Source organism: Streptosporangium jomthongense, from assembly GCF_042650425.1.
In the GTDB taxonomy this organism is placed as follows: Bacteria; Actinomycetota; Actinomycetes; order Streptosporangiales; family Streptosporangiaceae; genus Streptosporangium.
On record NZ_JBHSBC010000019.1, the window covers coordinates 92,791 to 118,944 of the forward strand.

Genomic DNA, 26,154 nt, shown 5'->3' on the forward strand with positions numbered 1-26,154 from the left:
CATAGGGCGGCCAGGACCCCGTTCGTATGACGAAGCTCTGGCTGCCCTTGACGGCTACGTGGTTCGTAATCGTTTTCCGACGGCTACGGTCCGAAGTGTTACCGAGTGCGCCTGACATGCGTTCGACGGCGTCGCGTTGGAGGCGGAGCCGGACGTAGATGTCGGTGGTGACGGAGATGCGATTGTGTCCGAGCAACTCCCTGGCCACCATCAGGTCCACGCTCTGGTCCAGCTGGGCGAGGTGCACGAATGGACGCGGATCGCATGCTTTCTCGCAGTCCCTTCAAGAAGCCTCGGGAAGGTTCGCCCATCACAAGGTTTGGGCGAAACCCTTCGGTCAGGGTCCGGCTGGACGGCTCCCCACGAAGGTGAACGGCGTCAGGCGACCTTTGCGACCGGTGCGGTGAAGCCGTCGGGGGCGTCGGCAGATCCAGTGGTCGAAGCTGAAGTTCTCGCCGCGGGTGGCGTGGCTGGTGGAGACCTTGACTTGATCATGTAGGTCAGGTCCTCGCCCCGGTGCCCGGGGGACCGCCGGACACTGCCGACGAAGGACCCGTCGATGGCCATGGCCCCGCACTGACCACCTGCCTGAGCGGCAGTCGAAGCATCAAGACCTTGGCCGACGTGCCCGCCGTCTCTCAGGACACCGACGCCGGCAAAGGGACCGTCGGCCGCAGGCACAACATCGTCACCGACACGGGGACCGCCACCGCCTGTTGCGGATGCTCGGTGGTGACCATGGTAAACGGCGAGCTTGAATAAGCTGAGTTCGACAGGCGGATGAAAGGGCTGTGGGCTCACCAGCGGGAACGCTGAGACGGGGCGGAGACGGAGAGATACGTTTCCGGAGGGGCTACCAAAAAGCCCTAGGATCGCGCTCTTGGTCGTAGATGATACGAGGCGGTGTCTGCAAGGGAATGGTCTTGATCATAGGTGGGAGTGCGCGACGAACCGGTCGGCTCCTCGGCGTGGCTGTGGTTTTCCTTGGCGCATGCCTCCTTACGTCGGGGTGCGGGGTGTTCTCTGGGAAGACTCAAGTCGATCCGGCTGTTCTCGACGAGGTGCGTGGTATCGGCAAGGTGCTGGGAGAGGACATCGACGAAGGGGACTATGGAGCGGGAATCGAAGTCACGAATCTGCTCGTCATCGATGTCGGGGGCGTGAACGGCCCTGATGCGTCCCGCAAGGCCCGTGATCTCTTGAGTGACCGCAAATGGGTGGTTGTCAGGGAGGTGGCTCCCGAAGGGGTTGAGATGAGGTCGAACGCATGGAAAGGCGTATATCTGGATTTCCAGCCGTTCTACTCCGAGGAGCGCCGGACCTATCCAGATGGGATCAACAAAGCGATCAAGGCGTCGGCCAGGCCGGAGACGCTTCTGATCGTGAGCCTGGATCAGACCTGACGATAATTCAGTTTCCCGTTCACTGGGTTGCACTTAAACAAGAAGATGAAACGCGCTTCATGCCTTAGCTGGATTCTGATTGCTGTGGTCCATAGGTGCCTAAGGTGAGGTGAGCTCCGCCCGTCGATTTCTTCGCGAAGAGGCCGACGGGCGGAGCTGTATTTGGGCTTGAGTGGATCATCCTTCTTGAGGATTGATGACGAGCCGTTGGTCATGGTTTCCGTTACGTGCAATTCGGCGACTGTGCGAGAAAATTCTTGATTGGCATGTGCCTGTCGTGCCCGCGTGATTCGCCGGTCGTTGTTGGATGATTCATTCTGTTAGGGCTTTGAAAAAGCCATAGGATGCGGGAAGATGAGGAGGAAGGGGGTACTCGTGGAAGGGCGGTGGGGCGTTGGTTGCCTCTTCGGAAGGGAAACGAAGCGAGTCGGGTCCGTGGAAGCGATGGCCTCGTCGTGCAGTGTGGGTGCTCGCGCCGGTTCTGCTGCTTTACGTGGTCGTCATGACACCGGCGTGGATGCACGACCATCAGTTGGCCGGTCTGGTTGACCGGGCTCTGGGCTACCCCCTGCCGAAGGGGAGCGATCTCGGGGACTACGAGCCACAGAGCGAAGTGAGACCAGGCGCCGATCTGTGCAACTATCACGTTCGTTTTGAGATCGAGACGGAAGCTTCGGCCGAAGAGGTGCTGACGTACTATCGGACCGCGAAAATCACCCCTGTCGGAGAGGGCGACTTGGCGGTCAACGTCTGGGAACCTTTCGGTCCCCCTGCTTCTCCTATGGACGATCCGAAGGAGAACGGCGGTCGTCGGCGGATCATCGTCGAACTTCAGGACAACCATCACGACGGCGGCTTCTGGGATCTCCGCTGTCTTTGAGGGTCATGGTCTCCGGTCCTGAAGGCCGGAGACGACTCAGCTGAAGGCCTGGTGCCCTCACGGGCTCGACATTGTGACCGCGGCGGACGTGATTTTTTCAGGTGATCCGGCTGGCCACTGAAAAGGTGCAATACAACGTGGGCCGACACATTGAATCGACTGTTTGCGGGTGGTCCGGTGGGTCGTCGCCAAATGAACCGCCTTCTCGGTGGCCGGGTCGTGTTCGTGAGCACGCCCTCCAACGGTCTTGAGAGTGAGAACCGAACCTTCGAGCTCTTGAAACCGCGGGGAAGAGGACGTTGTTCTCCTGCTCGGCATCGCGGCGATACTCATGGACGGAAACGATCAACCCTCCAGAGCGTGAGTGGAGGACGGAACGAGACTCTCGGCTTGAGAAAGCCGGTCTTGTCGTGCTGGGCGTACGGCGTCGGGAGGCCTGATGCGGCCGGAGGACGCGTGGAGGCTTGTGATTTCAACCGGGGTCGAGCCCCCTGCGACCGTGGACGAGGAAAGCGAGGATCACCTCGGGGAGGCCGACCGGCAGTGGGAGAACGTCGCGCGCCGGACCGGGGCGATCGACCGTGACGGGACCTTCCTGCCGTCTCCCTCCGGGGCGGGGCGTCTGGATCAGCCAGGTGACGTCCGGCTGGCCCAGGAGCTGGCGCTTGATCCTGGAGAGCCGAAGTTCGTCACGAGGTCGAACCCCGGAAACGCCGTCATCGGTGTCACGACCGAAGAGCACAGTACGTGGATAAGAGGCCTGGACCACCTGACAGACCAGAAGGACAAGTCTGACCGTTCTTCCGTCCTTCATGGCCGGCCTGATCCGTGTGCCCAGGCCGAGAGGCAGGACCGCGCATGCCGATCGAACAGTCCCGTTCTGAGGGGCAGAACCCGGCTGGACGACGCCCCTCGAAGATGAACGGAGTCAGGCGACCTTTGAGGCCGGGGCGGTGAAGGTGTTGCAGGCGTCGGGGGAGTCGGCGGCGAAGCCTCGGCGGATCCAGTAGGCGATGTTGGCGTGTTTGCCGTGGGTGGCGTTGCCGATGGCGACCTTGATCATGTAGTTCAGGTCCCTCTTGTGGCGGCCGAGGGACATCCAGACGCTTCCGATGAAGGCGCCGCCGAAGCACTCGGCCTGGAGCTCCATTCTGCGGGTCGCGTCGAGTTCCGCCGCCTTGTTCCTGTACTTGCGGTTGAGATACGACGTCATGATCCCGGTGAGCTGCTGCACGTGGTGGCCGTACTCGTGGGCGATCGTCGCGAACAGGAGCAGCTCTGTCTGCTTGGAGAGGATGTCCCGGTCGAGCCGGAAGGTGATCCTCTGGTTGTTCGGGCAGTAGACGGCCTGGGCGGTCTTTGGATACTTGCCGCAGCCGGTCTGCAGGTCCGTCCGGGTGGTCGTGACGAGCTTGGGCCTGGAGAACGAGAAATTCGCCTCGGTCAGATGGTCTCCCCAGCCGGTGTTCAGGCAGTCGAGCAGGAACTCCAGGTCGACCCGGGCAGCGTCGAGGTCGTCGGGCTGGGTCGGCTGCTCGTCGCACGACTTGATCCTGAACCGCCCGCTGTCGTAGATCGGGTTGCTCTTCGTGGGGTCCTTGCCCGCGAACGCCTGCGCGAAGGGGGCCGCGCCGGCCGTACCGGCGAACAGCAGGCTCGCCAGCACACCGGAAACAAGGGAGATGGCGGGGATACGCATGATCCCGAACCTTAATGGAGGTAAAGAGGGGGGTAAAGCGAAATGCCCCCGGCGAGTATGGTCAACGAAACGGGGGATATCGGATGTTAAGCCTGATAGGCGGACCTAGGGCGGTTTAAAGACGACCGAAAGCTGAGATAAGAGGCATCCGAAGAGATAATACGAAAAATCCGGAAAAAGACGGAAGAGGTCAGGAGACCGTGCTCGCGGAGGCGGACCAGGTGTTGCACGCCGACGGGGAACCCACCTCGAAGCCGCGCTGCATCCAGTAGGCCTGGCTGCGGCCCTTCCCGTGGTCGTTCCTGATCCAGTTCTTGTGGCCGTTGGCCGTGACCCACTCGATGATCGAGTCCCAGTCGGCCTGCTCGACGGACAGGTCGGCGGAGACCTGGCGGAGGAAGGCCGAGCCCAGGCAGTCGGCCTGCAGTTCGAGGCGGCGGGAGAAGGCGAGCTTGGTCGAGAGCCTGGCGTTCCAGACGCTCCTGCCGTAGTAGTCCATGACGCCCATGAGCTTCTGCACGTGGTGACCGTACTCGTGGGCCATGAACTGGGCGTGGTTGATCGGGTAGGGGTTGCTCAGCGCCTCGCGGAGCACACCGATGTAGATCGTGCGGTTGGTCGAGCAGTAGAACCCCGCGGCCTTGGCCGGCCACCGCCCGCACGGGCTGGTCACCTTGGTCGTGGTGGTGAAACGCAGGGCCGGGCGGGAGAAGGGCAGGCCGGCGGCGGTGAGCCGCGCCCTCCACACCCGGTCGAGACAGCGGGTGATGCGGGTCATGAACGTCCGGTACGAGGAGGCGCTTCCCTCGCGGATTCCCCCCGCCAGGCACCGCGAGGACGAGGAGACGCCACGCACCCGGTAGAGGGGGCTGGTCGTGGCGGCGGCGCGCCCGGTGGGCGCCTCCCGCTGCGCGCCCCCGGAGAGCCGGGAGGGCTGGGGAGACGGCTTGGCCGCCGGTGAGTCGGCCGCGGGGGTGCTGAGGTTCGTGGTGGCCGAGGCGGCCGTGGCGGGCTTGGCGCCACCGAGGGGGCCGGTGAAGGGACCGATGGGAGCGCACGCACTCACGGCGCCTACGACCACGAGCAGGAGAGATGCCGTGATCGCGGTGGTGAGTGATGGTTGTTGCCCGGAGGGGGAAGTGCGCATGGTGAGGCAAAGGGTATTGCAAGTGTGGATAAAGTGTGCAGAATCGCCGTCCCCGGGGGAGGTGTCCGTCATGCGAACTAGACTCGGCTCTGACGCTGACCGACAGAGGGGATGATTCCGTGAGCGAGCGGACCGGACGGCCTGGCAGTCTGCTGGATTCGGTCAAGGGACCACGGGACCTGAAGGCGCTGGGGGCGGACGAGTTGCCCCGGCTCGCCGCGGAGATCCGGGATCTGCTGATCAGTTCGACGGCGCGTGGCGGCGGTCACCTGGGCCCCAACCTCGGTGTGGTCGAGCTGACGATCGCGCTGCACCGGGTCTTCGACTCCCCGCGCGACCGCATCCTGTGGGACACCGGTCACCAGGCCTACGTCCACAAGATGCTCACGGGCAGGGCGGCGGACTTCGACCGGCTCCGGCAGGAGGGCGGCCTGTCCGGCTACCCCAGCCAGGCCGAGTCCGAGCACGACGTCATCGAGAACTCGCACGCCTCGACCGCGCTGTCCTACGCCGACGGCCTGGCCAAGGCCCACCGGCTGCGCCGCGAGAACGACCGCACGGTCGTCGCGGTGATCGGCGATGGAGCGCTCACCGGCGGCATGGCCTGGGAGGCGCTCAACAACATCGCGGCCCACAAGGACCTGCCGCTGATCATCGTGGTCAACGACAACGGCCGCTCCTACTCGCCGACCATCGGCGGTCTCGCCTCGCACCTGGCCTCGCTGCGCGCCACCCAGCGCTACGAGGACATGCTGGAGTTCGTCAAGGACAACCTGGCGAAGGTCCCCGTGGTCGGCTCCCCGGTCTACGACGCGCTGCACGGTGTGAAGAAGGGCATCAAGGACGTCCTGGCCCCGCAGGTGATGTTCGAGGACCTCGGCCTGAAGTACATCGGCCTGGTCGACGGCCACGACGAGCAGGCCGTCGAGGCCGCGCTGCGCAAGGCCCGCGACTTCCGTCGCCCGGTCATCGTGCACGTCCTGACCAAGAAGGGCTTCGGCTACTCCTTCGCGGAGAACCACGACGAGGACCGCTTCCACTCGCCCAGCGCCTTCGACCCGCTGACCGGCGAGGAGAAGCCCAAGCCGCACGGCTGGACCAACGTCTTCAGCGAGGAGATCGTACGGCTGGCCGCAGAACGCCAGGACATCGTTGCCATCACCGCCGCGATGCTCGGCCCGGTCGGCCTGATCCCGTTCTCCGAGGCCTACCCCGAGCGTCTCTACGACGTCGGCATCGCCGAGCAGCACGCGCTGACCAGCGCGGCGGGCCTGGCCCTCGGCGGGCTGCACCCGGTCGTCGCGCTCTACTCGACCTTCCTCAACCGGGCCTTCGACCAACTGCTCATGGACGTCGCCCTGCACCGCCTGCCGGTCACCGTCGTGCTCGACAGGGCGGGTGTGACCGGTGACGACGGCGCCAGCCACAACGGCATGTGGGACCTGTCGATCCTGCAGGTCGTCCCCGGCCTGTCGATCGCCGTGCCGCGTGACGAGCCGCGCCTGCGCGAGCTGCTGGCCGAGGCGGTCGCGATCGAGGACGGCCCGAGCGTGGTCCGCTACCCCAAGGGGCCGGTGTCCACGGAGATCGAGGCGGTCGGACGGCTCGGCGAGATGGACGTGCTGCGCCAGGGGCGGCAGGGCGGCGACTCCGACGTGCTGCTGGTCTGCGTCGGCCCGATGGCCGAGCTGTGCGTCGAGGCGGCCGCGCTGCTCGACGCCCAGGGCATCTCGGCGACCGTGGTCGACCCGCGCTGGGTCAAGCCTCTCGACGAGGAGGCCCTGGTCAAGGCCGCCTGCGCGCACAAGCTGGTCGTGGTCGTCGAGGACAACGGCCGGGTCGGCGGCGTCGGCGACGCGGTGGCCAGGGTGCTGCGCGACGCCGACGTGGACGTTCCGGTCCGCACCCACGGCATCCCGCAGCGCTTCCTCGACCACGCGAAGCGGGCGAAGATCCTCGGCGACATCGGGCTGACCGCGCAGGACATCGCCCGCCAGATCACCGAGGCGGTCGCGCGGCGCTCTCCGGCTCTGGAGAACCAGCCGGCCCGCTGACCGCCGTCGCCTCGGCGGCCGGTGAGACGGCCGCCCTGGCGGCGCGGCTGCGCCGTACGATCACGAACAGGCCGACGGCCAGTACGGCGGCGCAGGCGGCGATCGGCACCAGCAGGTGCTGGTGCTCACGGGCGAAGGTGCCCGCCACGGAGCCGAGCGTCAGATAGGTCGTCACCCACAGGGCGCTGCCGGGAACCGCCCAGCGGATGAACCTCCTGTACGGCACGCCGAGGCTCCCCGCCAGGACCGGGGTCAGCCCGTTGACCAGCGGCAGGAAGTAGGAGGCGGCCAGGGCGGGGCCGCCTCCCTCACTCATGGCCACCCGCTCGGCCCTGTTCCAGCGGCGTTCGCCGATCCACCGGCCCGCCCTGCTGTGACGCACGCGCGAGCCGTACCGGCGGCCGATCAGCCAGCCGCCGGTCGAGCCGAGGAAACAGCCCACGACCCCGGCCAGCGCCGCGACCGCGATCTCGGCGGGGCCGGTCAGCGCGGTTCCCGCCACGACGATCGCGGCGTCCCCGGGGACCACGGTCCCGATCAGCAGGGAACCGTCCAGCGTGAGCAGCGCCAGCAGCACCGCGCCGACCAGGAATGGGTCCAGCTGGCCCAGCGTGTCCAAGAGCATGACCCCATGCTTCCTCTGGACGGGCAGGCGGACATCGGGATTTTCCCCTAAAGAACCCCGAGTATCACCGTTCAGCGACTGATCGGTTGGGCATGACTTGCTCCATAAAGGTGGGCGACTGTGGATGGTCAAGGAGGACCCCATGGGTGCGCAACGTGCCAGAGGAGTATTACGCGTAAAGTCGGTCGAGCAGTCGATCAGGGACACCGAGGCCCCCGAGCACCGGCTTCGCAAGGATCTCTCCGCGCTCGACCTGACGGTCTTCGGGATCGGCGTCATCGTCGGCACCGGAATCTTCGTGCTCACCGGGCGGGTCGCCAGAGACCTGGCGGGACCCGCGGTCGCGTTGTCGTTCGTGGTGGCCGGAGTCGTCTGCGCGCTGGCCGCGCTCTGCTACGCGGAGTTCGCCTCGACCGTGCCCGTCGCCGGTTCGGCCTACACCTTCTCCTTCGCCACACTCGGCGAGTTCCCCGCCTGGATCATCGGGTGGGACCTGACGCTGGAGATGGCCCTGGCGGCCGCGGTCGTCGCGGTCGGCTGGTCGGGCTACCTGACGTCGTTGCTGAGCTCCTACGGGATACATCTGCCCGATGCGATCGCGGGGGAGGGGGCGGCCTTCAACCTGCCGGCCGCGTTGATCGTGCTGATCCTCACCGCGGTCCTGGTCGCCGGGGTCAAGCTGTCGTCCCGGGTGAATCTGATCATCGTCGCGATCAAGGTCGCCGTGGTGCTGCTGGTCATCGTCGCGGGGCTGTTCTTCCTCAACGCGGAGAACTACACGCCGTTCGTCCCGCCGGCGCAGCAGACGCCCGCGGTCGAGGGCCTGGCCGCGCCGCTGATCCAGGTGTTGTTCGGGGTCACACCGGTCGCCTTCGGCGTCTTCGGCATCTTCGGCGCGGCGGCGATCGTGTTCTTCGCCTACATCGGCTTCGACATCGTCGCGACCGCCGCGGAGGAGACCCGCCGCCCGCAGCGCGACCTGCCGATCGGCATCATCGCCTCACTGGCCATCTGCACGGTCCTGTACGTCGCGGTCTCCCTGGTCGTCGTCGGCATGCAGCCGTACTCCAGACTCAGTGAGGCCGCGCCGCTCGCGGACGCCTTCAAGGCCGTCGGCCAGACCTGGGCGGCCACGCTCATCAGCGTCGGCGCGCTGGCCGGTCTCACCACCGTCGTGATGATCCTCATGCTCGGCCAGTCGCGGGTGCTGTTCGCGATGTCCCGCGACAACCTGCTGCCGCGGAGCCTGGCCAGGGTCCACCCCAGGTTCGGCACCCCGGCCAGGATCACGATCATCATGGGCGTCGTCGTGGCCGTGCTGGCGGGGCTGGTCCCGCTGTCCACGATCGCCGAGCTGGTCAACATCGGCACGCTCTTCGCGTTCGTGGTCGTCTCGATCGCGGTGGTCATCCTGCGCCGGACCCGTCCGGATCTGCCGCGTTCGTTCCGTACGCCGCTGGTGCCGCTGGTGCCGATCCTGTCGGTGCTGGCCTGCCTCTACCTGATGCTCAACCTGCCGGTGGAGACCTGGCTCAGGTTCGTGGTGTGGATGATCATCGGAGTCGTCATCTACGCCCTGTACGGCTACCGCCACAGCCGCGTCGCCCATTCGGCCGAGACCGGCTCGTAGCAGGTCAGAAGGAGAACACCGGGCCGGTGAGGGCCGTCATCTCACACCGGTTGTCATAGGTGTGCTCGAACCGCACCGGTCTGCCCTCCCATGTCCCCGAGGCGCTCACGGCGTGCGCCACGTGCTTCCGGCCGCAGATCCTGTCGACGTCGTAGGTCATCCTCGCCAGGTCACCCCCGAACCTCCCGAGCATGCCGCAGGCGGTGGTGAAGGAGGGGCGGGACTCGGCCCGGCCACAGCGCAGCAGGACGCTCCTGGCGGGACCGCCGCCGACCGACAGGCTCAGCACGACCGCCGAGGCGGGGAGCGCCCCGGAGACCGCGCCGGAGAGCGCGGACGGCGCGGCCGCGGCGGCGAACGTCAGGACGGCGGACACGATCTTGACGGTTCTCATGCCATCCGTTGTTCCCGGTCACTCCCGCCCCCGGGCAAAGATCGCGACCGGATCGTCCCAAGGATCACCCGGCGGTGGCCGCCCCGTGCGGGGTGGCCACCGTAGGCGTCACGCCGGGACGGAGGCGACGCCGGGAGGAAGGAAACGGGGCTCGGCGACGCCCGTACGGTCGAGATAAGGGGTGACGCCACCCAGGTGGAACGGCCAGCCCGCGCCGAGGATCATGCACAGGTCGATGTCCTGGGCCGCGGCGACCACGCCCTCGTCGAGCATGAGACGGATCTCCTCGGCCAGCGCGCGCAGGGCGCGAAGCCGTACCTCCTGCGCGGTCGAGGGGGAGGACCCGCCGGAGAAGAGGGCCGTGGCCTGCGGGTCCAGCGACAGGTCGGGGGCGTAGACCCCCGGCCTGCCCTCGGCCACCAGCCGGGCGAGGTTCTCCGAGACTCCGTAGCGGGACGGGAAGGCGGCGTGCAGGGTCTCGGCGACGTGCAGCGCGACGGCGGGACCGACGAGCTGGAGCAGCGTGAACGGGGTCATCGGCAGGCCGAGCCCGTCGAGCGCGTGGTCGGCGACCTCAAGCGGGGTGCCCTCGTCGACGGCGGCGATGACCTCGCCCATGAACCGGGTGAGCAGCCGGTTGACCACGAAGGCGGGCGCGTCCTTGACCAGCACCGACGACTTCTTCAGCGTCCTGCCGACGGTGAAGGCCGTGGCCAGGGTGGCGTCGTCGGTCTCCGCGGCCCGGACGATCTCCAGCAGCGGCATCATGGCGACCGGGTTGAAGAAGTGGAACCCGACGACCCGCTCCGGGTGCCGCAGGCCCGCGGCCATCTCGGTCACCGACAGGGAGGAGGTGTTGGTCGCCAGCACGCACTCGGCGGAGACGACCTCCTCGACCTCGGCGAACACCTTCCTCTTGACCCCGAGGTCCTCGAAGACCGCCTCGATCACGAAGTCGGCGTCGGTGAAGGCGTCCTTGGTCAGCGATCCGGTCACCAGGCCCTTGAGCCGGTTGGCCTGGTCGGCGGACAACCGGCCCTTGCCGAGCAGCTTGTCGATCTCGGCGTGCACGTGGCCGACGCCCCGCTCCAGCCTGTCCTGGTCCAGGTCGGTCAGCACGACCGGAACCTCAAGACGGCGGGCGAACAGCAGCGCCATCTGGGAGGCCATCAGGCCCGCGCCGACGACGCCGACCTTGGTGACCTTGCGGGCCAGCTCCCGGTCCGGGGCCCCGGCGGGCCGCTTGGCCCTGCGCTGCACCAGGTCGAAGGAGTACAGGCCCGCGCGCAGCTCGTCGCCCATGAGGAGGTCGGCCAGGGCCCGGTCCTCGGCGGCGAAACCCTCGTCGCGGGAGGCGGTACGGGCCAGTTCGATCAGGTCGAGGGCGCGGTAGGGGGCGGGGGAGGAGCCACGCAGCTTCATGTCGACCAGGAAGCGGGCGTCGGCGAGGGTCTTGGACCAGTCGCCGGCGGTGTGGTCGGTCCGGGAGACGGTCACCTCGCCGCGCAGCACCCGGGCCGCCCAGCGCAGCGACTCCTCAAGGAAGTCGGCGGGCTCGAACATCGCGTCGGCGACGCCCGCCTCGAAGGCCTCCCGGCCCTTGATCATGCGGTTCTGGGAGAGCGGGTTCTCGATGATCAGCCTGATCGCGGCGGCCGGGCCGACGAGGCGGGCAAGCAGCTGGGTGCCGCCCCAGCCGGGCACCAGGCCGAGGAAGCACTCGGGCAGCGCGACGGCCGTCACGCCGGAGGAGATGGTCCGGTAGGTGCAGTGCAGGGCGATCTCCAGGCCGCCGCCCATGGCCGCGCCGTTGACGAACGCGAACGACGGCACGTCCAGCTCGCCGAGGCGGCGGAACACCCGGTGGCCGAGCTCGCCGATCCGCAGCGCCTGCTCCCGGCCGGTGATCACCGGGAGGCCCTTGAGGTCAGCGCCGACCGCGAAGATGAACGGCTTGCCGACGACGCCGACGGCCGCAAGGTCGTTCCTGGCCGCGACCGCGTCGAGCGCCTCGCCCAGCGACGCGAGCCCCGCCGGGCCGAAGGTGGACGGCTTGGTGTGGTCGAAGCCGTTGTCCAGGGTGATCAGCGCCATGAGGCCGGCGCCGTAGGGCAGCTCGACGTCGTGGACGATCGCCTTCGTGACGACCTCGTCGGGGAACAGTTCTTCGAGGTTGCTTCCGTTGTCGGTCACTTCGTGCCCTCCCAGGCGAGGTTCTCCCAGACGACCGTTCCGCCCATGCCCATGCCGACGCACATCGTGGTCACGCCGTACCGTACGGCGGGGCGCTCACCGAACTGACGGGCCAGCTGCGTCATCAGCCGCACCCCCGAGGAGGCCAGCGGGTGGCCGTAGGCGATGGCGCCGCCGTACGGGTTGACCCTGGGGTCGTCGTCGGCGATGCCGAAGTGTTCGAGGAAGGCCAGAACCTGCACGGCGAAGGCCTCGTTGATCTCGAACAGGCCGATGTCGGAGACCGAGAGCCCGGCCAGGCGCAGCGCCCGCTCCGTCGAGGGGATGGGGCCGATCCCCATGACCTCCGGATCGACACCGGCGAAGGCGTAGGAGACCAGGCGCATCCTGGCCGTCAGGCCCAGCTCCTCGGCGACGTCGGCGGCGGCCACGATGCAGCCGGTCGCTCCGTCGTTGACGCCGGAGGCGTTGCCCGCGGTGACCCGGCCGTGCGGGCGGAAGGGGGTCTTGAGCGGGGCCAGCCCGTCGAGGGTGGTACCGGGGCGGGGAGCCTCGTCGGCGGTGGCCAGCCCCCAGCCCCGTTCTGCCGAGCGGGTCGCCACGGGGACGAGGTCGGGCTGGATGCGGCCGTCGGCGTAGGCCTTGGCGGCCTTCTCCTGGGAGGCGGCGGCGAAGGCGTCCGCGCGCTCCTTGGTGATCGACGGGTAACGGTCGTGCAGGTTCTCCGCGGTCATGCCCATGACCAGGGCCGAGCCGTCCACGAGCCGCTCGGCGAGGAAGCGGGGGTTGGGGTCGACGCCCTCGCCCATCGGGTGGCGGCCCATGTGCTCGACGCCCCCGGCGATGGCCACGTCGTAGGCGCCGAAGGCGATGCCCCCGGCGACCGAGGTCACCGCGGTCATGGCGCCCGCGCACATCCGGTCGATCGCGTAACCGGGCACCGTCTTGGGCAGCCCGGCCAGAACGGCGGTCGAACGACCGATGGTCAGGCCCTGGTCGCCGATCTGCGTGGTGGCCGCGATCGCCACCTCGTCGACGCGCTCGGGCGGCAGGTTGGGGTTGCGCCGCATCAGTTCGCGGATGACACGGATCACCAGGTCGTCTGCGCGTGTCTCGGCGTACAGACCCTTGGGGCCCGCCTTGCCGAAGGGCGTGCGCACACCGTCGACGAATACGACGTCACGAGACGAAGGCACGGGTTCGCTCCTCGTTGCTGGGTGGCTACCCGTCCATGCTACTCGTCGGTAACAACCCCTGGCACGACCGGGCGCGCCACGTCCCTGTCGCGGCGGACATTGAGCGGATGCTGATATATCGGGTTTCAAATTGAGATGACGATTGAGGGTATTTCTCGGAAATATCGATTAACCGGGAATTCGCTCCCTGTTTGGGGTGATAAAAGGCATCCGTCCGACGACCTTTTCGGGTGTCGCCGCAGGTAGAGGTTCCTTTTTGGATGGTTGGCGGCATTATCCGCCTAATCGATATCCATATCATCGTCAAACACTGATATTTGTGTGGTTATTCTCGCTTGAGAAGTTCCGTCTGTTCCCGCCTCGTGAAGCCCAGACCTCCCACTGGCCGGGGCGGGAGACAGAAGGGGCCACTCGTGAGACGAGTCGTCACCGCGGCTCTCGCCGCCCTCACCGCCGTTCTCCTCACCTCCACCCTCACCACCGGTACGGCATGGGCCGTCCCGCCCGGCATCCCCTCGCCGTCCACCGCCGCCGCCAGGCTCGACACGCTCACCGTGGAGAGCGAGTCGCACCAGGACACCTACAGCCGCACCCTCTTCCCGCACTGGATCACCATCAGCGGCACGTGCAACACCAGAGAGACCGTGCTCAAGCGGGACGGCTCCGGCGTGGTCGTCAACTCCAGCTGCGCGGCGGTCTCGGGAAGCTGGTACTCCCCCTACGACGGCGCCACCTGGACCGCCGCGAGTGACATCGACATCGACCACATGGTTCCGCTCGCCGAGGCGTGGCGGTCGGGGGCCTGGGCGTGGACCACCGCCCAGCGGCAGGCCTTCGCCAACGACCTGGACGGTCCCCAGCTGTGGGCGGTCACCGACAACGTCAACCAGCAGAAGAGCGACCAGGACCCCTCGACCTGGCAGCCCTCCCTGCCCGGCTTCCGCTGCACCTACGCCTCGGCCTGGATCCAGGTCAAGTGGGCCTACGACCTGACCCTGCAGAGCTCGGAGAAGGCCGCCCTGCAGGACATGCTCTCCTCCTGCTGACCCTCTCCGGGTACGGCCGCCGCCCCACGACGGGCGACGGCCGTACCGAGGGAGACGGTGAGATCGGGCGTTTCCGGAGTGCCGTTTCACTTTCGCCGGAAAAGCGGGCCTTGCTACCGTCCACCGCTTCGACAACCCTGTGAACAGATGCCCGTTCCAGGTGCCGTGACAGCGAGGAACGCACGCGTGAAGTACATGCTGATGATCTACAACAATCCCGAAACCTGGGAAGTCCTGTCGAACGCGGAACAGGACGGCCTGATGGACGAGGCCAGGAAACTGGCGGCGGAACTGACCGCCTCGGGGGAGTGGGCCGGCGGGGACGCCCTGGCCGACAGGTCACGGGGCAGGACCGTCCGGGTGCGGGACGGGGGCCCGATGATCACCGACGGGCCGTTCATCGAGGCGAAGGAACACCTGGCGGGTTACTGCGTGATCGACTGCGCCACCGAGGAACGCGCCCTGGAGATCGCCGCCCGCTGGCCCGACGCGAGGATCTGCGCGGTGGAGATCCGGCCGATCGAACCCCCGAAATGACGGCGCCCCTCGGGCCGTGACGGCCTCAGCCGAAAACGGCCCCGAGGGGCACAGCCGTGCGAACGGCCTGGATCAGGCCTCGCCCTTGGTCTCAAGGCGGCGCAGCGCCTTGGCCATCGGGTGGGCGGTCAGCCCGATCTGCCACTCCCGCGCGCCCAGCTCGCGCAGCCGGGCCGCGACGGTCTCGTCGTCGATGACGGCCGGTGGCTCCCAGGTCAGGCGGCGGACGGCGTCCGGCTGGACGAGGTTCTCCGTCGGCATGTGGTGCTCGTCGGCGAGCGCGGCCACCACGGTCCGCGCGGCGGCCAGGCGTCGCGCGGCGGCCGGGTCACGGTCCATCCACCGGTTGGCGGGCGGCGGTCCGTCACCCGGCGCACTCGGCTGCGGGAGCTGAGCCTCGGGCAGCGCGCGCGCCCTGCCGATCGCGGCCAGCCAGTCACGCAGGTGCCTGCGGGCGCTACGGCCGGTGAACGGGGGGATCTCGGTGAGCGCCTTGGTGGTGCGGGGCTGTTCCAGGGCCGCGGTGACGATCGCCGCGTCGGGCAGGACCCGGCCGGGTGCGAGGTCGGAGTCCCTGGCCAGCCGGTCGCGGAGCGTCCACAGCTCCCTGACCACGGCGAGCCCGCGCAGCGAGCGGACCTTGTGGATGCCCGAGGTGCGCCGCCACGGGTCGGAGCGGGGCGCGGGGGACTTGTGCGCCAGCACCGCGGAGAACTCCTCCTGGGCCCAGGACAGCTTCCCGCTGGCGTCGAGTTCCTGGTAGAGGACGTCACGCAACTCGACCAGGACCTCGACGTCGAGCGCCGCGTAACGCAGCCAGTCCTCGGGCAGCGGCCGGGTCGACCAGTCGGCGGCCGAGTGACCCTTCTCCAGCCTCAGGCCGAGGACGTTCTCCACCATCATCCCCAGGCCGACCCGTTCGTAGCCGAGCAGCCGCCCGGCCAGCTCGGTGTCGAACAGCTCCCGGGGATGGAAGTTCAGCTCGGCCAGGCACGGCAGGTCCTGGGAGGCGGCGTGCAGCACGATCTCGGCGTCGGCGAGCGCCTCGTCGAGCCCGGACAGGTCGGGGCAGTGGGTCGGGTCGATCAGCGCGCTGCCCGCACCGGCGCGGCGCAGCTGTACCAGATACGCACGTCCGCTGTAGCGGTATCCCGAGGCGCGTTCGGCGTCGACGGCGACCGGCCCGGTGCCCTCGGCGAAGGCGCGCACGACACGTGCGAGATCGGCTTCGTCCTCGATGACGGGTGGGATTCCCTCTCGCGGCTCCAGCAGCGGAACGATGGTTGTCTCGTCGGTCACGTTCGGAAGGACTCCGGATCTTCGCGACGGCGTGGCGGCAGGCTCGCCACGTCGGGTGGCAGGGGTGGTATACCGGCCGCCAGGCACATCAGATCGCACCAGGCGGCGACATGGCCGGAGAGGTCCTCCTCCAGCGGAGACCAGGAGGCGCGCAGCTCCAGTTCCGTGGTCACCGGATCTCCGTCCTTGTTGCCGAAGCCCTCGGAAACCGCCTTGGTGACGGTGCCTCCGGCGGCGGCGTAGGCGACGCCGTGCGCGTCGAGTGACTCAGTGAGCCAGCTCCACGCGACGGGGCCGAGCAACGGATCCTCGGTGATCTCGGGCTCCATGTCGGCCCGGACGTAGGCGACCAGCCGGAACTGGCCGTCCCAGCCGCGCTGGCCGTCCGGGTCGAAGAGCATGATGAGACGGCCGACCGCGAGTTCGTCGTCGTCGCGGTAGACCGACGCGCCGATGGCGGCCGAGTAGGGGGCGAGGCGCTGTGGCGCCGGGATGTCCTCCAGCTCGATCTCCGGTCTGACCTCGGTGGGGCGCATGCTGGCTGCCGCGCGCGTGAAGGCGGCGGGAGCGGGCGGCGCGTCACCGGCGGTCATACCGGAAGCGTAGGTCGGAACTGAACGCATGGGGACCACTGGGGTGTGTGTAGGAGCCATCGGGACCGATCAAGCCACTGCCGCCGCCCGGTGGGGGGCGGGCACGTCCGCGTAGTGGGGGAAGGCATGGGGGGGCTGCCCGGACACCCGCTCGTCGGCACAGGAAGCGCAGTGCTCACCGCGGTGCTCAGGTGAACTCCACATCGTGGACATCGCACAGGCCTTTCGTCGGGTCGTGGTCCGACGTTGGCACGTCGCGCCGACATTTCCGCGCAACGTGCTCGGCGTGTCCCGAAAGTGGTGCCGGAATGATGCCGCGCGGTGACTTGGCGAACATTTGGCTCAGCCGAGGGCTGGGCCAGGTTCGTCAATGGGAGGAACTGTACCCGGAAACATGATCGCTTCGCGCGGCCCGTAGCCTCCCGGGGCGCTCCGCTCCAGGATTCCAGCCGGTGGGGCGGCGGACGAAGCGCTCGAAACGGGTAGAACCCTATCGTCATCATGACTTGAAGCTGTCTGGGTGTTGTTAGGTGTGATCTCATTTAATAACCGGTGATTTCATACCCAGAACGACGCTCAGCAGCCGTGAAGAACGGACCGCGTCACCGGCATGGCACCCTGGTGGGGTGACTCCCGAGCTCGCCGACTCTCCGTTCCTGCGCGCATGCCGCCGCCAGCCCGTCTCCCGCACTCCCGTGTGGTTCATGCGGCAGGCCGGTCGTTCGCTGCCCGAGTACCGGGCGGTGCGCGGTGAGGTGCCCATGCTCACCGCCTGCGCGACCCCGGATCTGATCGTGGAGATCACGATGCAACCCGTGCGCCGCTACGGCGTCGACGCGGCGATCTTCTTCAGTGACATCGTGGTGCCGCTCAGGGCGATCGGGATCGACCTCGACATCAAGCCCGGCGTCGGCCCGGTCGTCGCGGAGCCGATCAGGGACGCCGCGGGGATCGGCAGGCTCCGCCCGCTCGAACCCGGAGACGTCTCCTACGTCACCGAGGCCGTCGGCGCCCTGACCGCCGAGCTGGGCTCGACCCCCCTCATCGGCTTCGCGGGCGCGCCGTTCACCCTGGCCTCGTACCTCATCGAGGGCGGCCCCTCCAAGAACCACGACCACACCAAGGCCATGATGTACGGCAGGCCCGACCTGTGGCACGCCCTGATGGAGCGGCTGACCGGCATCACCGTCGGCTTCCTGCGCGTCCAGGCGGACGCCGGGGCCTCGGCCGTACAGCTCTTCGACTCCTGGGTCGGCGCCGTGGCGCCCGACGACTACCGCGAGTTCGTCATGCCCTACACCACCCGGATCTTCGAGGAACTGGCCGACCTGGACATCCCGCGCATCCACTTCGGCGTCGGCACCGGCGAGCTGCTCGGGCTGCTCGGCGAGGCCGGGGCGGACGTGGTCGGCGTCGACTGGCGGGTCCCGCTCGACGAGGCCGCCAGGCGCGTCGGGCCGGGCAGGGCGCTGCAGGGCAACCTCGACCCGGCGATCCTGCTGGCCCCGTGGGAGGTCGTCGAACGCAGGGCCGCCGACATCCTGGCGCGCGGGGCCAAGGCCGAGGGGCACGTCTTCAACCTCGGCCACGGCGTGCTGCCCTCGACCGATCCCGACCAGCTCGCCCGCCTGACGGACTTCGTCCACGAGGCCTCGACCCGCTGAGGCCGTCAGGTCTCCTCGGTCTCAGCCGGCCCGGAGACCCCGGCGGTCTCGGCGGGCTCGACCGGCTCCCGATCCGGTGCGGCGGGCGCGGACCCGCCCCTGAACAGACGCCGCAGGAGGACCACGGCCAGCCCGACCAGGCCCAGTACGGCCAGCCAGGGCAGCAGCGCGCCCAGCACGACGAGGCCGATCCCGACGGCCGAGACGAGGGACCGCCAGCCGGAGCGCAGACCGCCGAGGAAACCGGGGGACTCCTCCTCCGGTTCCTCGACGGTGACCTCAGGACCGATCAGGTTCAGCGTCAGCGTCGCCATGCTCGTCTGCGAGGCGAGCGTCTTCTGCCGGGCCTGGAGGGATTCGAGGTCGGCCTCGCGTGCCGAGACCTCCCGCTCGACGTCCAGCACCTCACCGATCGTCTTGGCCTTCTTCATGAGGGAGCGCAGCGAGTCGAGCGCGGCCTGCGACGACCGCAGCCGGCTCTCCACGTCGGCGACCTGCTCGGTGACGTCCTCGGTGTTCTGCTGCAGGGACTCCCGTCTGCCCAGCTCCCCGCCCAGGCGCTGCAGTACCCCCGGGTAGGCCGAGGGCGGGACCTTGAAGGTCAGGCTGGTCGAGGCGCGGTCACCGTAGCCGGTGTCCGACTTCTCCGTGGACAGGTAGCCGCCCGCCGTGGTGACGATCCGCCGCGCCGTGTCGGCCGCGGCGACGACGTCCTTGGCGCGGACGGTCAGCTCGGCCGTGTAGATGATCGCCCGATCCTGCGCGACCAGCTTCACCTGTTCGTCCCGCTTGGGTGCGGCCTCTTTCCCCGGTCGGGGGGACGACTCGGCCATCGCCGGTGCGGCCTGGTTCTCGGCGGAGCCACCCGAGTCCGGGATCGATCGCATGCTCTGTCCGGCGCAGGAGGACAGGGACAGCGCGATGGCCGTCACGCACACGCCGTACGCGAGTTTTCTCATGCCCCTGGAGACGGCCCCGGCGGCGGCGTGGTTTTGCCGGGGGGATCACGATGGCATCACGTTCCGGTACGGCCCGCCACGGGGCGGGGGGAGACACGCGGGCGGCCATGGCGGGAGGTACGGTCAGGAGTCATGGAAGGCAACCGGTGCCATGTGGTGGTCGTCGGCGGGGGGATCGCGGGTCTGGCGGCCGCGTGGTACCTCAGGCAGGGCGGTGAGGGCGTCCGGGTGACCGTGCTCGACGGCGCCCGGCGGATCGGCGGCAAGCTGTTCGCCTCCGAGGTCGCGGGTGTCCAGGTGGACGCCGGGGCGGAGGCCATGCTCGCGCGGCGCCCCGAGGGCAGGGCACTGGCCGAGGACGTCGGCCTCGGCGGGGAGCTACGCGACCCCGCGACGACCCAGGCGGCCATCCTCAGCAGGGGCGCGCTGCGTGCCATGCCCGCGGGGCAGGTCATGGGCGTCCCCTCGGACCTGGCCGCGCTGGTCAGGTCGGGGGTGCTGAGCCCCGCCGGTCTCGCGCGTGTCCCACTGGATCGTGTCCTGCCCGCCACCCTCGTCACGACCGACGTCTCCGTCGCCTCCTACATCAGGGCCAGGATGGGCGAGGAGGTCGTCGAGCGGCTGGTCGAGCCGATGCTCGGCGGCGTCTACGCGGGCCGGGCCGAGCGCCTGTCGCTTGAGGCGACGATGCCCGGGATCGCCGCGGCGGCCAGGTCGGAGCGGTCACTGCTCACCGCCGCCCGCGAGATCGTCACCGGGGCGCGGAAGGAAGGGCCGGTCTTCACCACGCTGCACCGGGGCATGGGCTCCCTGCCCGCGGCCGTCGCCGAGGCCTCCGGCGCGGAGATCAGGACCGGTGTCACGGTCAGGGAGCTGCGCCGTACCGAGAGCGGCTGGCGTCTCGTCGCGGGGCCGGTGCCCGAGCCCGAGGTGATCGAGGCGGACGCCGTGGTCGTCGCGGTGCCCGCTCCGGCGGCCGGTCGCCTGCTCGCGGCCGAGGTGCCCGGGGCCGCGGCCGAGCTGGCCAGGATCGAGTACGCCAGCATGGCCGTCGTCACGCTCGCCTACCCCAGGGCGGCCTTCCCCGTACCGCCGACCGGCAGCGGTTACCTGGTCCCGCCCGTCGAGCGGCGCGCGGTCAAGGCCGCCACGTTCAGCTCGGTCAAGTGGCCGCACCTGGCCGAGGCAGACCCCGATCTGGTCATGCTGCGCTGCTCCGTCGGCCGCCTGGGCGAGGAGGCGCTGCTCCAGCGCGACGACGCCGATCTGGTCGCCCTGGCGGTGGAGGAGATGGCCGAGGTCGCCGGGGCGCGCGGGCTGCCCCGCGACTCCAGGGTGACCCGCTGGGGCGGCTCCCTGCCGCAGTACGACGTCGGCCACCTCGACCGGGTGGCCCGCATCCGCGCGGCCGTCGCCTCGCACCCCGGCCTGGCCGTGTGCGGCGCCGCCTACGACGGCCTCGGCGTCCCCGCCTGCGTCGCGACCGCCCGTACCGCGGCGGCCCGGATTCTGGACCACCTGGATCCGGCGGGACAATGGCATGGGAAAGCTGATTCGCTGACGAAGGGGTGAGGACGACGGACGGGAACCCGCGGCCGAAGGCACGCGACCTGAACCAGGTGATCCGCTACACCATGTGGTCGGTCTTCCGGCTGCGCGAGCGCTGCCCGGCCAACCGCGAGGGCATGGCCGACGAGGTCGAGGACCTCCTGGCCCAGGTGGCGGAGAAGGACGTGGTCACCCGGGGTCTGTACGACGTCGCCGGGTTCCGCGCGGACGCCGACTTCATGTTCTGGTGGCACGCGCCGTCCGCCGACGACCTGCAGGAGACCTACTCCAGGTTCCGCCGCACCGAGCTGGGGCGGCTGGCCGAGCCCGTCTGGTCGGTCATGGCGCTGCACCGGCCCGCCGAGTTCAACAAGTCGCACATCCCGGCCTTCCTCGCCGAGGAGGAGCCACGCGGATACGTCTGCGTCTACCCGTTCGTCCGCTCCCTGGAGTGGTACCTCCTGGAGGACGCCGAGCGCCGTGCGATGCTGGCCGAGCACGGCAAGATGGCCCGGGAGTACCCCGACGTCAGGGCCAACACCGTCGCCTGTTTCGCGCTGAACGACTACGAGTGGATGCTCGCCTTCGAGGCCGACGAACTGCATCGCATCGTCGACCTCATGCGCACCCTGCGGGGCGCGCGGGCACGGCTGCACACCCGGGAGGAGATCCCCTTCTACACGGGCGTCCGCAAGCCGGCCGGAGAGCTGATCGCCGCGCTGCCGTAGTGGCGCCATGACACCGCCCCCGGGGGAGGCCCGGGGAGAACGACGCCGTCTGTGAGGCCGAGGATGGAAACGGGCGGGAACCGCCGCAGGAGGAGCCGGAGCCGGTCCCGTCTCCCGGGGACGCTCCGGGCGCTGGTCGGGGCGGCCGCGCTGGTCGCGGCGCTGCTGGTGCTCGGCGGCTCGCTGCTGCGGCCGGGCGCGCGCACGCAGGAGCAGGAGATGGGGCGGGCGCTGGTGACCGCCCCCGTGGCGGCGCCCGCCGAGACGGAGGGTCCGGCGAAGGACCCTGGGAAGGCCACCGGGAAGGCCGCGGAGAAGGCCACGGCCGACAAGCCGCGTAAGGCGAAGAAGGGGCAGGAGGCCAAGGCCGGGGGGCTGTCCAAGCACACCGACAAGCAGGCGCTGGCCTACTTCGTCGAGCACAAGGCGACCAAGCGTCTGAAGGACATCCGGATCGTCGGCGGCTACCTGCGCATCTACACCGACCTTCCCGACTCCGCGAGCAACTCCAAGCAGGCCCTCAAGCTCTGCGAGACGGGTCGTGACTATCTCGTCGGGGAGGTCGGCGATCCGAACCCGGTGGTCTTCGTCCAGGCGAGGTTCGGCGAGAACGGCAACCCCGTCCTGGCGAACATCATCGGCTCCAAGGACCGTGACTGCCGCCTCACCTACCCCGAGCCGAAGTGACGACGGGTCATCTCACCCGGACCCTGGTCCTGCCACAGATCCTGCAGCGCTGGGTGATCACCCGGCCAATGGTCTCGACGATCTCCCACCTGTGCCGGAGGTGCACGGTTGCTCCCTGAGCAAGAACACGTTGCGGAGGCGGTAGCGTACTTTGAGTTATGGCGCCGTGCCGTGCCGGGCTCCCGCGCTCCCCATGGGGGATCGCGTCGCGGGGCGCCGGGCGCCGGTTATTCGGCGGGTTCGAGCCGCAGGGACACGGAGTTGATGCAGTAACGGTCGTCGGTCGGGGTGCCGTAGCCCTCGCCGTGGAAGACGTGACCGAGGTGGGAGTCGCAGGTCGCGCACCGGACCTCGACCCGGACCATGCCCAGCGAGCGGTCCTCGATCAGGGTCACCGCCTCCGACTGCGACGGCTCGTAGAAGCTGGGCCAGCCGCAGTGGCTGTCGAACTTGGTGTCCGAGCGGAACAACTCGGCCCCGCAGGCCCGGCAGCTGTAGACGCCCTCGGTCTTGGTGTCGACGTACTCACCGGTGAAGGGGCGCTCGGTGCCCGCCTGGCGGAGCACGTGGAACTCCTCGGGAGAGAGCTGGACGCGCCATTCGGCGTCGCTCTTGACCACCTTTTCCATCCCTCAAGCCTATGCGCTCCCGGCGGTGTCCCCGGGTGGTTCCCGCCGTACACCCGGGAGGAAAAAATCTTGGAGGCGAAGCATCCATTTATGCCGGTTTTGGCGTCTTTAGAGATGTGGGGGGTATTTCGCCTTCCTGCTGAAGGGTGAGATCGTCCGCCCGGTCGTCCGAGGATCAACAGGACGGCCGAAGAACGCCGCCGGCCGGGTGACGCGCCAGCGCTCGGACCGGAGAGCAGGTGGACGGTCACGTGGTCCGTCCCGTCGAGTACGCGGTCCCGCCGCCGCGGCGGCTCCGGGACGGACCCGCCCCACGGCCCGTCGTGTGGGAGCGGGCCCCTGAGGGCTCACAAGGGGTACGGTCGGACGTATGCCGTCGCCGTACATCGAACTCACTGTCGAAGACAGGGTGATCAAGGTCACCAATCCCGACAAGGTCTACTTCCCCGAGATCGGGGTGACCAAGCGGGAGCTCGTCGAGTACTACGTGAGCGTGGGCGAGGGGGCACTGCGCGCCCTTCGTGACCGTCCCACCCACCTCAGGCGCTACCCGGACGGGGTCGAGGGGGAGGAGATCTACCAGAAGCGGATGCCCGTCAAGCGGCCCGACTGGGTGCGCACGGCCACGGTCCGCTTCCCCAGCGGGCGCACCGCCGACGCGTTGTGCGTGACCGAGGTCGCCTCCCTGGCCTACTGCGCCAACCTGGGCACCATCGACTTCCACCCCTGGCAGGTGCGCTCCGGTGACACCGAGCACCCCGACGAACTGCGCGTCGACGTCGACCCGCAACCGGGAACGGGCTTCGCGCAGGCGCGGCAGGTGGCCTTCACGGTCCGCGACATCCTCCAGGAGCTCGGCGTGACCGGCTTCGCCAAGACCTCGGGCGGCCGGGGCGTCCACGTGGCCGTGCGCATCGAGCCGCGCTGGGACTTCGTCCAGGTGCGCCACGCCGGCATCGCCCTCGCCCGCGAGGTCGAGCGCCGGGTGCCCCACCTGGCCACCACCGCCTGGTGGAAGGAGGAGCGGGGCGAGCGGATCTTCATCGACTACAACCAGAACGCCCGCGACCGGACCCTGGCCGCCGCCTACTCGGTGCGGGCCAGGCCGAACGCCCCGGTCTCGGCCCCGCTCACCTGGGAGGAGCTGGCCGACGCAGACCCGCGCGACTTCGACATCCGCACGGTTCCGGCCCGCTTCGCCAAGCTGGGCGACGTGCACGCCGCGATCGACGACCAGGCCTTCTCGATCGAGCCACTGCTCGAATGGTACGAACGCGACGGCGCGCAGGACCTGCCCTATCCCCCCAACTACCCCAAGATGCCCGGCGAGCCGAAGCGGGTGCAGCCGAGCAAGGCGCGAGACTGATCCACCGGCCCCTCAGCGGGCCAGGATGTCGTCCAGGTCGTAGGAGACGGGCTGTTCGAGCTGCTCGAACGTGCACGACTCCGGGGTCCGGTCGGGACGCCAGCGGCGGAAGTGGGCGGTGTGCCGGAAACGCGTGCCCTCCATGTGGTCGTAGGCGACCTCGATCACCAGCTCGGGCCGCAGCGGCACGAACGACAGGTCCTTGGTCGCGCTCCACTTGGAGATCGCCCCGGGCAGGGACTCGGCGCTCCACGGGTGACCGTCCTGGCTCACGTACGGCGCCAGCTCCTCGACCAGCTCCGCCCTGCGCTTCATCGGGAAGGAGGCCGCGACGCCGACGTGCCTCAGGGCGCCCTCGGCGTCGTAGAGGCCGAGCAGCAGGGAGCCGACCACCGGCCCCGACTTGTGCTCGCGGTAGCCCGCGACCACGGCGTCCGCCGTGCGCTCGTGCCTGACCTTGAACATCGCCCTCTTGTCCGGCTGGTACGGCAGGCCGCCGGGCTTGGCCACGATGCCGTCGAGCCCGGCGCCCTCGAACGTCTCGAACCACTCGGCCGCCCGCTCCTGCGAGGTGGTCACCGGTGTCAGCCGTATGCTCCGGCCCGCGTCGCCGAAGATCGACTCAAGGCGTGCCCTGCGCTCGGCGAAGGGGACCTCCATGAGGGACTCGTCGCCGAGGGCAAGCAGGTCGAAGGCGACGAACGAGGCGGGCGTCTGCTCGGCCAGCAGCCTCACCCGGGAGGCCGCGGGGTGGATGCGCTGCTGCAGGGCCTCGAAGTCGAGCGCCTGGCCGCCGCGGATGACGATCTCCCCGTCCACCACCACCCGCTCGGGCAGCTCCGCCCGCACCGCCTCCACCAGCTCGGGGAAGTAGCGCGTGAACGGCCGTTCGTTGCGGCTGCCGAGGTAGACCTCGTCGCCGTCACGGAAGACGACGCACCGGTAGCCGTCCCACTTCGGCTCGTAGAGCATGGTGCCGTCCTGCGGCGGCAGGGACTTGACGGCCTTGGCCAGCATCGGTGCGACCGGGGGCCGCAGCGGCAGGTTCATGTCACTCCTCGTCGTCCGTTCGTCGGGCTAGCCTGACCTTTCTACCGGAGAGGACGGACATACCTGGTGAACAGGAAACCGTCCTCCTCCAGGACGTGGGCCAGGTCCAGCCGGACCGACGCCGGAAGGCCGTTGAGGATGCGCGCCGCGGGGCCGCCGGTCAGCATCGGGCTCACCGTCAGGCACAGCTCGTCGACCAGGTCGGCCTCGGCGAGCTGGGCGTTGACCTTGGGGCCGCCCTCGCACAGCACCCGCCCCAGGCCGCGTGAGGCCAGCTCGGCCAGCGCCGCGGCCAGGTCGATCCGGTCGCCACCGGCCACGATCACCTCGGCCACCTCGGCCGTCTCCGCACGCCGCCGCGCGGGAGCCGCCTCACAGGTGACCACGATCGTCCTGGCGTACGGCTCGGCCTCGGTGAACAGCGGGCTTTCGAGGTCCAGGTCGAGCAGCCGGGTGAGCACGGCCACCGGCGGCGCCGCAGGACGCCCCGCACGCAGGTGACGCCACGACTCCCGGGGCCTGGCGGGGCCGTACCCCTCGGCCCTGACCGTCGTGGCGCCGGCCAGGACGACGTCGGCCTGCCCGCGCAGCACCCCGAAGATCCGCCGGTCGCCACGGCCCGACAATCCGCCGGACAGCCCGTCGAGCCAGGCGGCCCCGTCGGCGCTGGCCACCATGTTGAGCCGGACGCACCGTTCGCGGGGATAGGCGTAGAGCCGGGCGAGATCGACCTCGTCGGAGGCGGCCGGGTGGATGAGACGCATCCTCCTACCTTGGCACAGGAGACCGTACGGCCCTCCCGCGAGAACGTTCGGTAACGGATTCGA

24 protein-coding genes are annotated in these 26,154 nt (G+C 69.2%); 12 read left to right on the plus strand and 12 right to left on the minus strand.

Features of this window, described 5'->3' with window-relative positions; genetic code table 11:
* Positions 1–968 precede the first annotated feature (968 nt).
* From ACFOYY_RS19455 to ACFOYY_RS19465, 3 genes are all read left to right on the plus strand, one after another.
* A complete protein-coding gene (locus ACFOYY_RS19455; RefSeq protein WP_386190492.1) occupies positions 969–1,403 on the plus strand; it encodes a hypothetical protein in 435 nt (144 codons plus the stop codon).
* Positions 1,404–1,863: 460 nt separating this feature from the next.
* Entirely contained in the window at positions 1,864–2,283 is a 420-nt protein-coding gene (locus ACFOYY_RS19460; RefSeq protein WP_352011290.1) for a hypothetical protein, read from the plus strand.
* A 439-nt stretch (positions 2,284–2,722) separates the two neighbouring features.
* Entirely contained in the window at positions 2,723–3,205 is a 483-nt protein-coding gene (locus tag ACFOYY_RS19465) for a hypothetical protein (protein WP_386190494.1), read from the plus strand.
* Between the two features lie 6 nt (positions 3,206–3,211).
* Here the strand turns inward: ACFOYY_RS19465 and ACFOYY_RS19470 are convergent, their stop codons facing one another.
* Positions 3,212–3,982: a neutral zinc metallopeptidase gene (locus ACFOYY_RS19470; protein WP_386190497.1), complete on the minus strand. Its 771-nt coding sequence runs from the start codon at positions 3,980–3,982 to the stop codon at positions 3,212–3,214.
* A 190-nt stretch (positions 3,983–4,172) separates the two neighbouring features.
* The gene (locus ACFOYY_RS19475; protein WP_352011293.1) at positions 4,173–5,129 is read right to left on the minus strand and encodes a neutral zinc metallopeptidase; all 957 of its coding nucleotides are present in this window, start codon (positions 5,127–5,129) and stop codon (positions 4,173–4,175) included.
* Positions 5,130–5,248: 119 nt separating this feature from the next.
* On the opposite strand from ACFOYY_RS19475, the gene dxs reads away from it, so the two are divergent.
* Positions 5,249–7,183, plus strand: a complete 1,935-nt coding sequence (gene dxs / locus ACFOYY_RS19480; protein ID WP_362775511.1) for a 1-deoxy-D-xylulose-5-phosphate synthase — start codon at positions 5,249–5,251, stop codon at positions 7,181–7,183.
* On the opposite strand, the gene ACFOYY_RS19485 is transcribed toward dxs, so the two are convergent.
* On the minus strand, positions 7,128–7,808 hold the full coding sequence (locus tag ACFOYY_RS19485; protein WP_362775513.1) for a DedA family protein: 681 nt from the start codon (positions 7,806–7,808) through the stop codon (positions 7,128–7,130). The genes dxs and ACFOYY_RS19485 overlap by 56 nt on opposite strands.
* A 142-nt stretch (positions 7,809–7,950) precedes the next feature.
* Between ACFOYY_RS19485 and ACFOYY_RS19490 the strand changes: the two genes are divergently transcribed.
* Positions 7,951–9,438 carry an amino acid permease gene (locus tag ACFOYY_RS19490; protein ID WP_352011296.1) on the plus strand — a complete coding sequence of 496 codons (1,488 nt, stop codon included), beginning with the start codon at positions 7,951–7,953 and terminating at the stop codon, positions 9,436–9,438.
* Between the two features lie 4 nt (positions 9,439–9,442).
* On the opposite strand, the gene ACFOYY_RS19495 is transcribed toward ACFOYY_RS19490, so the two are convergent.
* The 3 genes from ACFOYY_RS19495 to ACFOYY_RS19505 form a co-directional block, all read right to left on the minus strand.
* The gene (locus tag ACFOYY_RS19495; RefSeq protein WP_362775515.1) at positions 9,443–9,832 is read right to left on the minus strand and encodes an SSI family serine proteinase inhibitor; all 390 of its coding nucleotides are present in this window, start codon (positions 9,830–9,832) and stop codon (positions 9,443–9,445) included.
* 108 nt (positions 9,833–9,940) lie between these two features.
* Entirely contained in the window at positions 9,941–12,025 is a 2,085-nt protein-coding gene (locus tag ACFOYY_RS19500) for a 3-hydroxyacyl-CoA dehydrogenase NAD-binding domain-containing protein (RefSeq protein ID WP_386190504.1), read from the minus strand.
* Positions 12,022–13,221 carry a thiolase family protein gene (locus tag ACFOYY_RS19505; RefSeq protein WP_386190507.1) on the minus strand — a complete coding sequence of 400 codons (1,200 nt, stop codon included), beginning with the start codon at positions 13,219–13,221 and terminating at the stop codon, positions 12,022–12,024. Before ACFOYY_RS19505 ends, ACFOYY_RS19500 begins: the two co-directional genes overlap by 4 nt.
* Before the next feature lie 413 nt (positions 13,222–13,634).
* Here ACFOYY_RS19505 and ACFOYY_RS19510 point away from each other — a divergent pair, with 413 nt between their 5' ends.
* Both ACFOYY_RS19510 and ACFOYY_RS19515 read left to right on the plus strand, forming a co-directional pair.
* The gene (locus ACFOYY_RS19510; protein WP_362775521.1) at positions 13,635–14,267 is read left to right on the plus strand and encodes a GmrSD restriction endonuclease domain-containing protein; all 633 of its coding nucleotides are present in this window, start codon (positions 13,635–13,637) and stop codon (positions 14,265–14,267) included.
* Between the two features lie 195 nt (positions 14,268–14,462).
* Complete coding sequence (locus ACFOYY_RS19515) at positions 14,463–14,804, plus strand: YciI family protein (protein ID WP_352011720.1); 342 nt, start codon at positions 14,463–14,465, stop codon at positions 14,802–14,804.
* A 72-nt stretch (positions 14,805–14,876) separates the two neighbouring features.
* Here ACFOYY_RS19515 and ACFOYY_RS19520 read toward each other — a convergent pair whose 3' ends face one another.
* The gene (locus tag ACFOYY_RS19520; RefSeq protein ID WP_362911602.1) at positions 14,877–16,103 is read right to left on the minus strand and encodes a ribonuclease D; all 1,227 of its coding nucleotides are present in this window, start codon (positions 16,101–16,103) and stop codon (positions 14,877–14,879) included.
* A complete protein-coding gene (locus tag ACFOYY_RS19525) occupies positions 16,100–16,696 on the minus strand; it encodes a DUF3000 domain-containing protein (RefSeq protein ID WP_352011302.1) in 597 nt (198 codons plus the stop codon). The genes ACFOYY_RS19520 and ACFOYY_RS19525 overlap by 4 nt, the downstream gene beginning before the upstream one ends.
* A 626-nt stretch (positions 16,697–17,322) precedes the next feature.
* On the opposite strand from ACFOYY_RS19525, the gene hemE reads away from it, so the two are divergent.
* Positions 17,323–18,360 (plus strand): uroporphyrinogen decarboxylase, encoded by a 1,038-nt coding sequence (gene hemE / locus ACFOYY_RS19530; RefSeq protein WP_352011303.1) that lies wholly within the window; start codon positions 17,323–17,325, stop codon positions 18,358–18,360.
* 5 nt (positions 18,361–18,365) lie between these two features.
* On the opposite strand, the gene ACFOYY_RS19535 is transcribed toward hemE, so the two are convergent.
* Positions 18,366–19,319, minus strand: a complete 954-nt coding sequence (locus ACFOYY_RS19535; RefSeq protein ID WP_386190511.1) for a DUF4349 domain-containing protein — start codon at positions 19,317–19,319, stop codon at positions 18,366–18,368.
* A gap of 132 nt (positions 19,320–19,451) precedes the next feature.
* Between ACFOYY_RS19535 and hemG the strand changes: the two genes are divergently transcribed.
* The 3 genes from hemG to ACFOYY_RS19550 all read left to right on the plus strand — a co-directional run bounded on the left by hemG (position 19,452) and on the right by ACFOYY_RS19550 (position 22,282).
* Positions 19,452–20,891 (plus strand): protoporphyrinogen oxidase, encoded by a 1,440-nt coding sequence (gene hemG, locus ACFOYY_RS19540; protein ID WP_386190514.1) that lies wholly within the window; start codon positions 19,452–19,454, stop codon positions 20,889–20,891.
* A 62-nt stretch (positions 20,892–20,953) separates the two neighbouring features.
* Entirely contained in the window at positions 20,954–21,595 is a 642-nt protein-coding gene (hemQ, locus tag ACFOYY_RS19545; protein ID WP_386190635.1) for a hydrogen peroxide-dependent heme synthase, read from the plus strand.
* Between the two features lie 63 nt (positions 21,596–21,658).
* Positions 21,659–22,282 carry a hypothetical protein gene (locus tag ACFOYY_RS19550; protein WP_386190517.1) on the plus strand — a complete coding sequence of 208 codons (624 nt, stop codon included), beginning with the start codon at positions 21,659–21,661 and terminating at the stop codon, positions 22,280–22,282.
* A 227-nt stretch (positions 22,283–22,509) separates the two neighbouring features.
* On the opposite strand, the gene msrB is transcribed toward ACFOYY_RS19550, so the two are convergent.
* On the minus strand, positions 22,510–22,911 hold the full coding sequence (msrB, locus tag ACFOYY_RS19555; protein ID WP_352011308.1) for a peptide-methionine (R)-S-oxide reductase MsrB: 402 nt from the start codon (positions 22,909–22,911) through the stop codon (positions 22,510–22,512).
* A gap of 370 nt (positions 22,912–23,281) precedes the next feature.
* Here msrB and ligD point away from each other — a divergent pair, with 370 nt between their 5' ends.
* Positions 23,282–24,277 (plus strand): non-homologous end-joining DNA ligase, encoded by a 996-nt coding sequence (ligD, locus tag ACFOYY_RS19560; RefSeq protein WP_352011309.1) that lies wholly within the window; start codon positions 23,282–23,284, stop codon positions 24,275–24,277.
* Between the two features lie 12 nt (positions 24,278–24,289).
* Here the strand turns inward: ligD and ACFOYY_RS19565 are convergent, their stop codons facing one another.
* On the minus strand, positions 24,290–25,327 hold the full coding sequence (locus ACFOYY_RS19565) for an ATP-dependent DNA ligase (RefSeq protein ID WP_386190522.1): 1,038 nt from the start codon (positions 25,325–25,327) through the stop codon (positions 24,290–24,292).
* Between the two features lie 41 nt (positions 25,328–25,368).
* The gene (locus tag ACFOYY_RS19570; protein WP_352011311.1) at positions 25,369–26,091 is read right to left on the minus strand and encodes a dihydrofolate reductase family protein; all 723 of its coding nucleotides are present in this window, start codon (positions 26,089–26,091) and stop codon (positions 25,369–25,371) included.
* Between the last annotated feature and the right edge of the window lie 63 nt (positions 26,092–26,154).

What these genes read in the sequence shown, in the direction of transcription:
- ACFOYY_RS19495 (WP_362775515.1), bottom strand. Translation starts at nt 9,832, where the DNA reads ATGAGAACCGTCAAGATCGTGTCCGCCGTCCTGACGTTCGCCGCCGCG.
- ACFOYY_RS19465 (WP_386190494.1), top strand. Translation starts at nt 2,723, where the DNA reads ATGCGGCCGGAGGACGCGTGGAGGCTTGTGATTTCAACCGGGGTCGAG.
- msrB (WP_352011308.1), bottom strand. Translation starts at nt 22,911, where the DNA reads ATGGAAAAGGTGGTCAAGAGCGACGCCGAATGGCGCGTCCAGCTCTCT.
- ACFOYY_RS19565 (WP_386190522.1), bottom strand. Translation starts at nt 25,327, where the DNA reads ATGAACCTGCCGCTGCGGCCCCCGGTCGCACCGATGCTGGCCAAGGCC.
- ACFOYY_RS19490 (WP_352011296.1), top strand. Translation starts at nt 7,951, where the DNA reads ATGGGTGCGCAACGTGCCAGAGGAGTATTACGCGTAAAGTCGGTCGAG.
- ACFOYY_RS19470 (WP_386190497.1), bottom strand. Translation starts at nt 3,982, where the DNA reads ATGCGTATCCCCGCCATCTCCCTTGTTTCCGGTGTGCTGGCGAGCCTG.
- ACFOYY_RS19475 (WP_352011293.1), bottom strand. Translation starts at nt 5,129, where the DNA reads ATGCGCACTTCCCCCTCCGGGCAACAACCATCACTCACCACCGCGATC.
- ACFOYY_RS19570 (WP_352011311.1), bottom strand. Translation starts at nt 26,091, where the DNA reads ATGCGTCTCATCCACCCGGCCGCCTCCGACGAGGTCGATCTCGCCCGG.
- hemQ (WP_386190635.1), top strand. Translation starts at nt 20,954, where the DNA reads ATGTGGTCGGTCTTCCGGCTGCGCGAGCGCTGCCCGGCCAACCGCGAG.
- ACFOYY_RS19485 (WP_362775513.1), bottom strand. Translation starts at nt 7,808, where the DNA reads ATGCTCTTGGACACGCTGGGCCAGCTGGACCCATTCCTGGTCGGCGCG.
- ACFOYY_RS19535 (WP_386190511.1), bottom strand. Translation starts at nt 19,319, where the DNA reads ATGAGAAAACTCGCGTACGGCGTGTGCGTGACGGCCATCGCGCTGTCC.
- hemG (WP_386190514.1), top strand. Translation starts at nt 19,452, where the DNA reads ATGGAAGGCAACCGGTGCCATGTGGTGGTCGTCGGCGGGGGGATCGCG.
- ligD (WP_352011309.1), top strand. Translation starts at nt 23,282, where the DNA reads ATGCCGTCGCCGTACATCGAACTCACTGTCGAAGACAGGGTGATCAAG.
- ACFOYY_RS19515 (WP_352011720.1), top strand. Translation starts at nt 14,463, where the DNA reads ATGCTGATGATCTACAACAATCCCGAAACCTGGGAAGTCCTGTCGAAC.
- ACFOYY_RS19525 (WP_352011302.1), bottom strand. Translation starts at nt 16,696, where the DNA reads ATGACCGCCGGTGACGCGCCGCCCGCTCCCGCCGCCTTCACGCGCGCG.
- ACFOYY_RS19550 (WP_386190517.1), top strand. Translation starts at nt 21,659, where the DNA reads ATGGAAACGGGCGGGAACCGCCGCAGGAGGAGCCGGAGCCGGTCCCGT.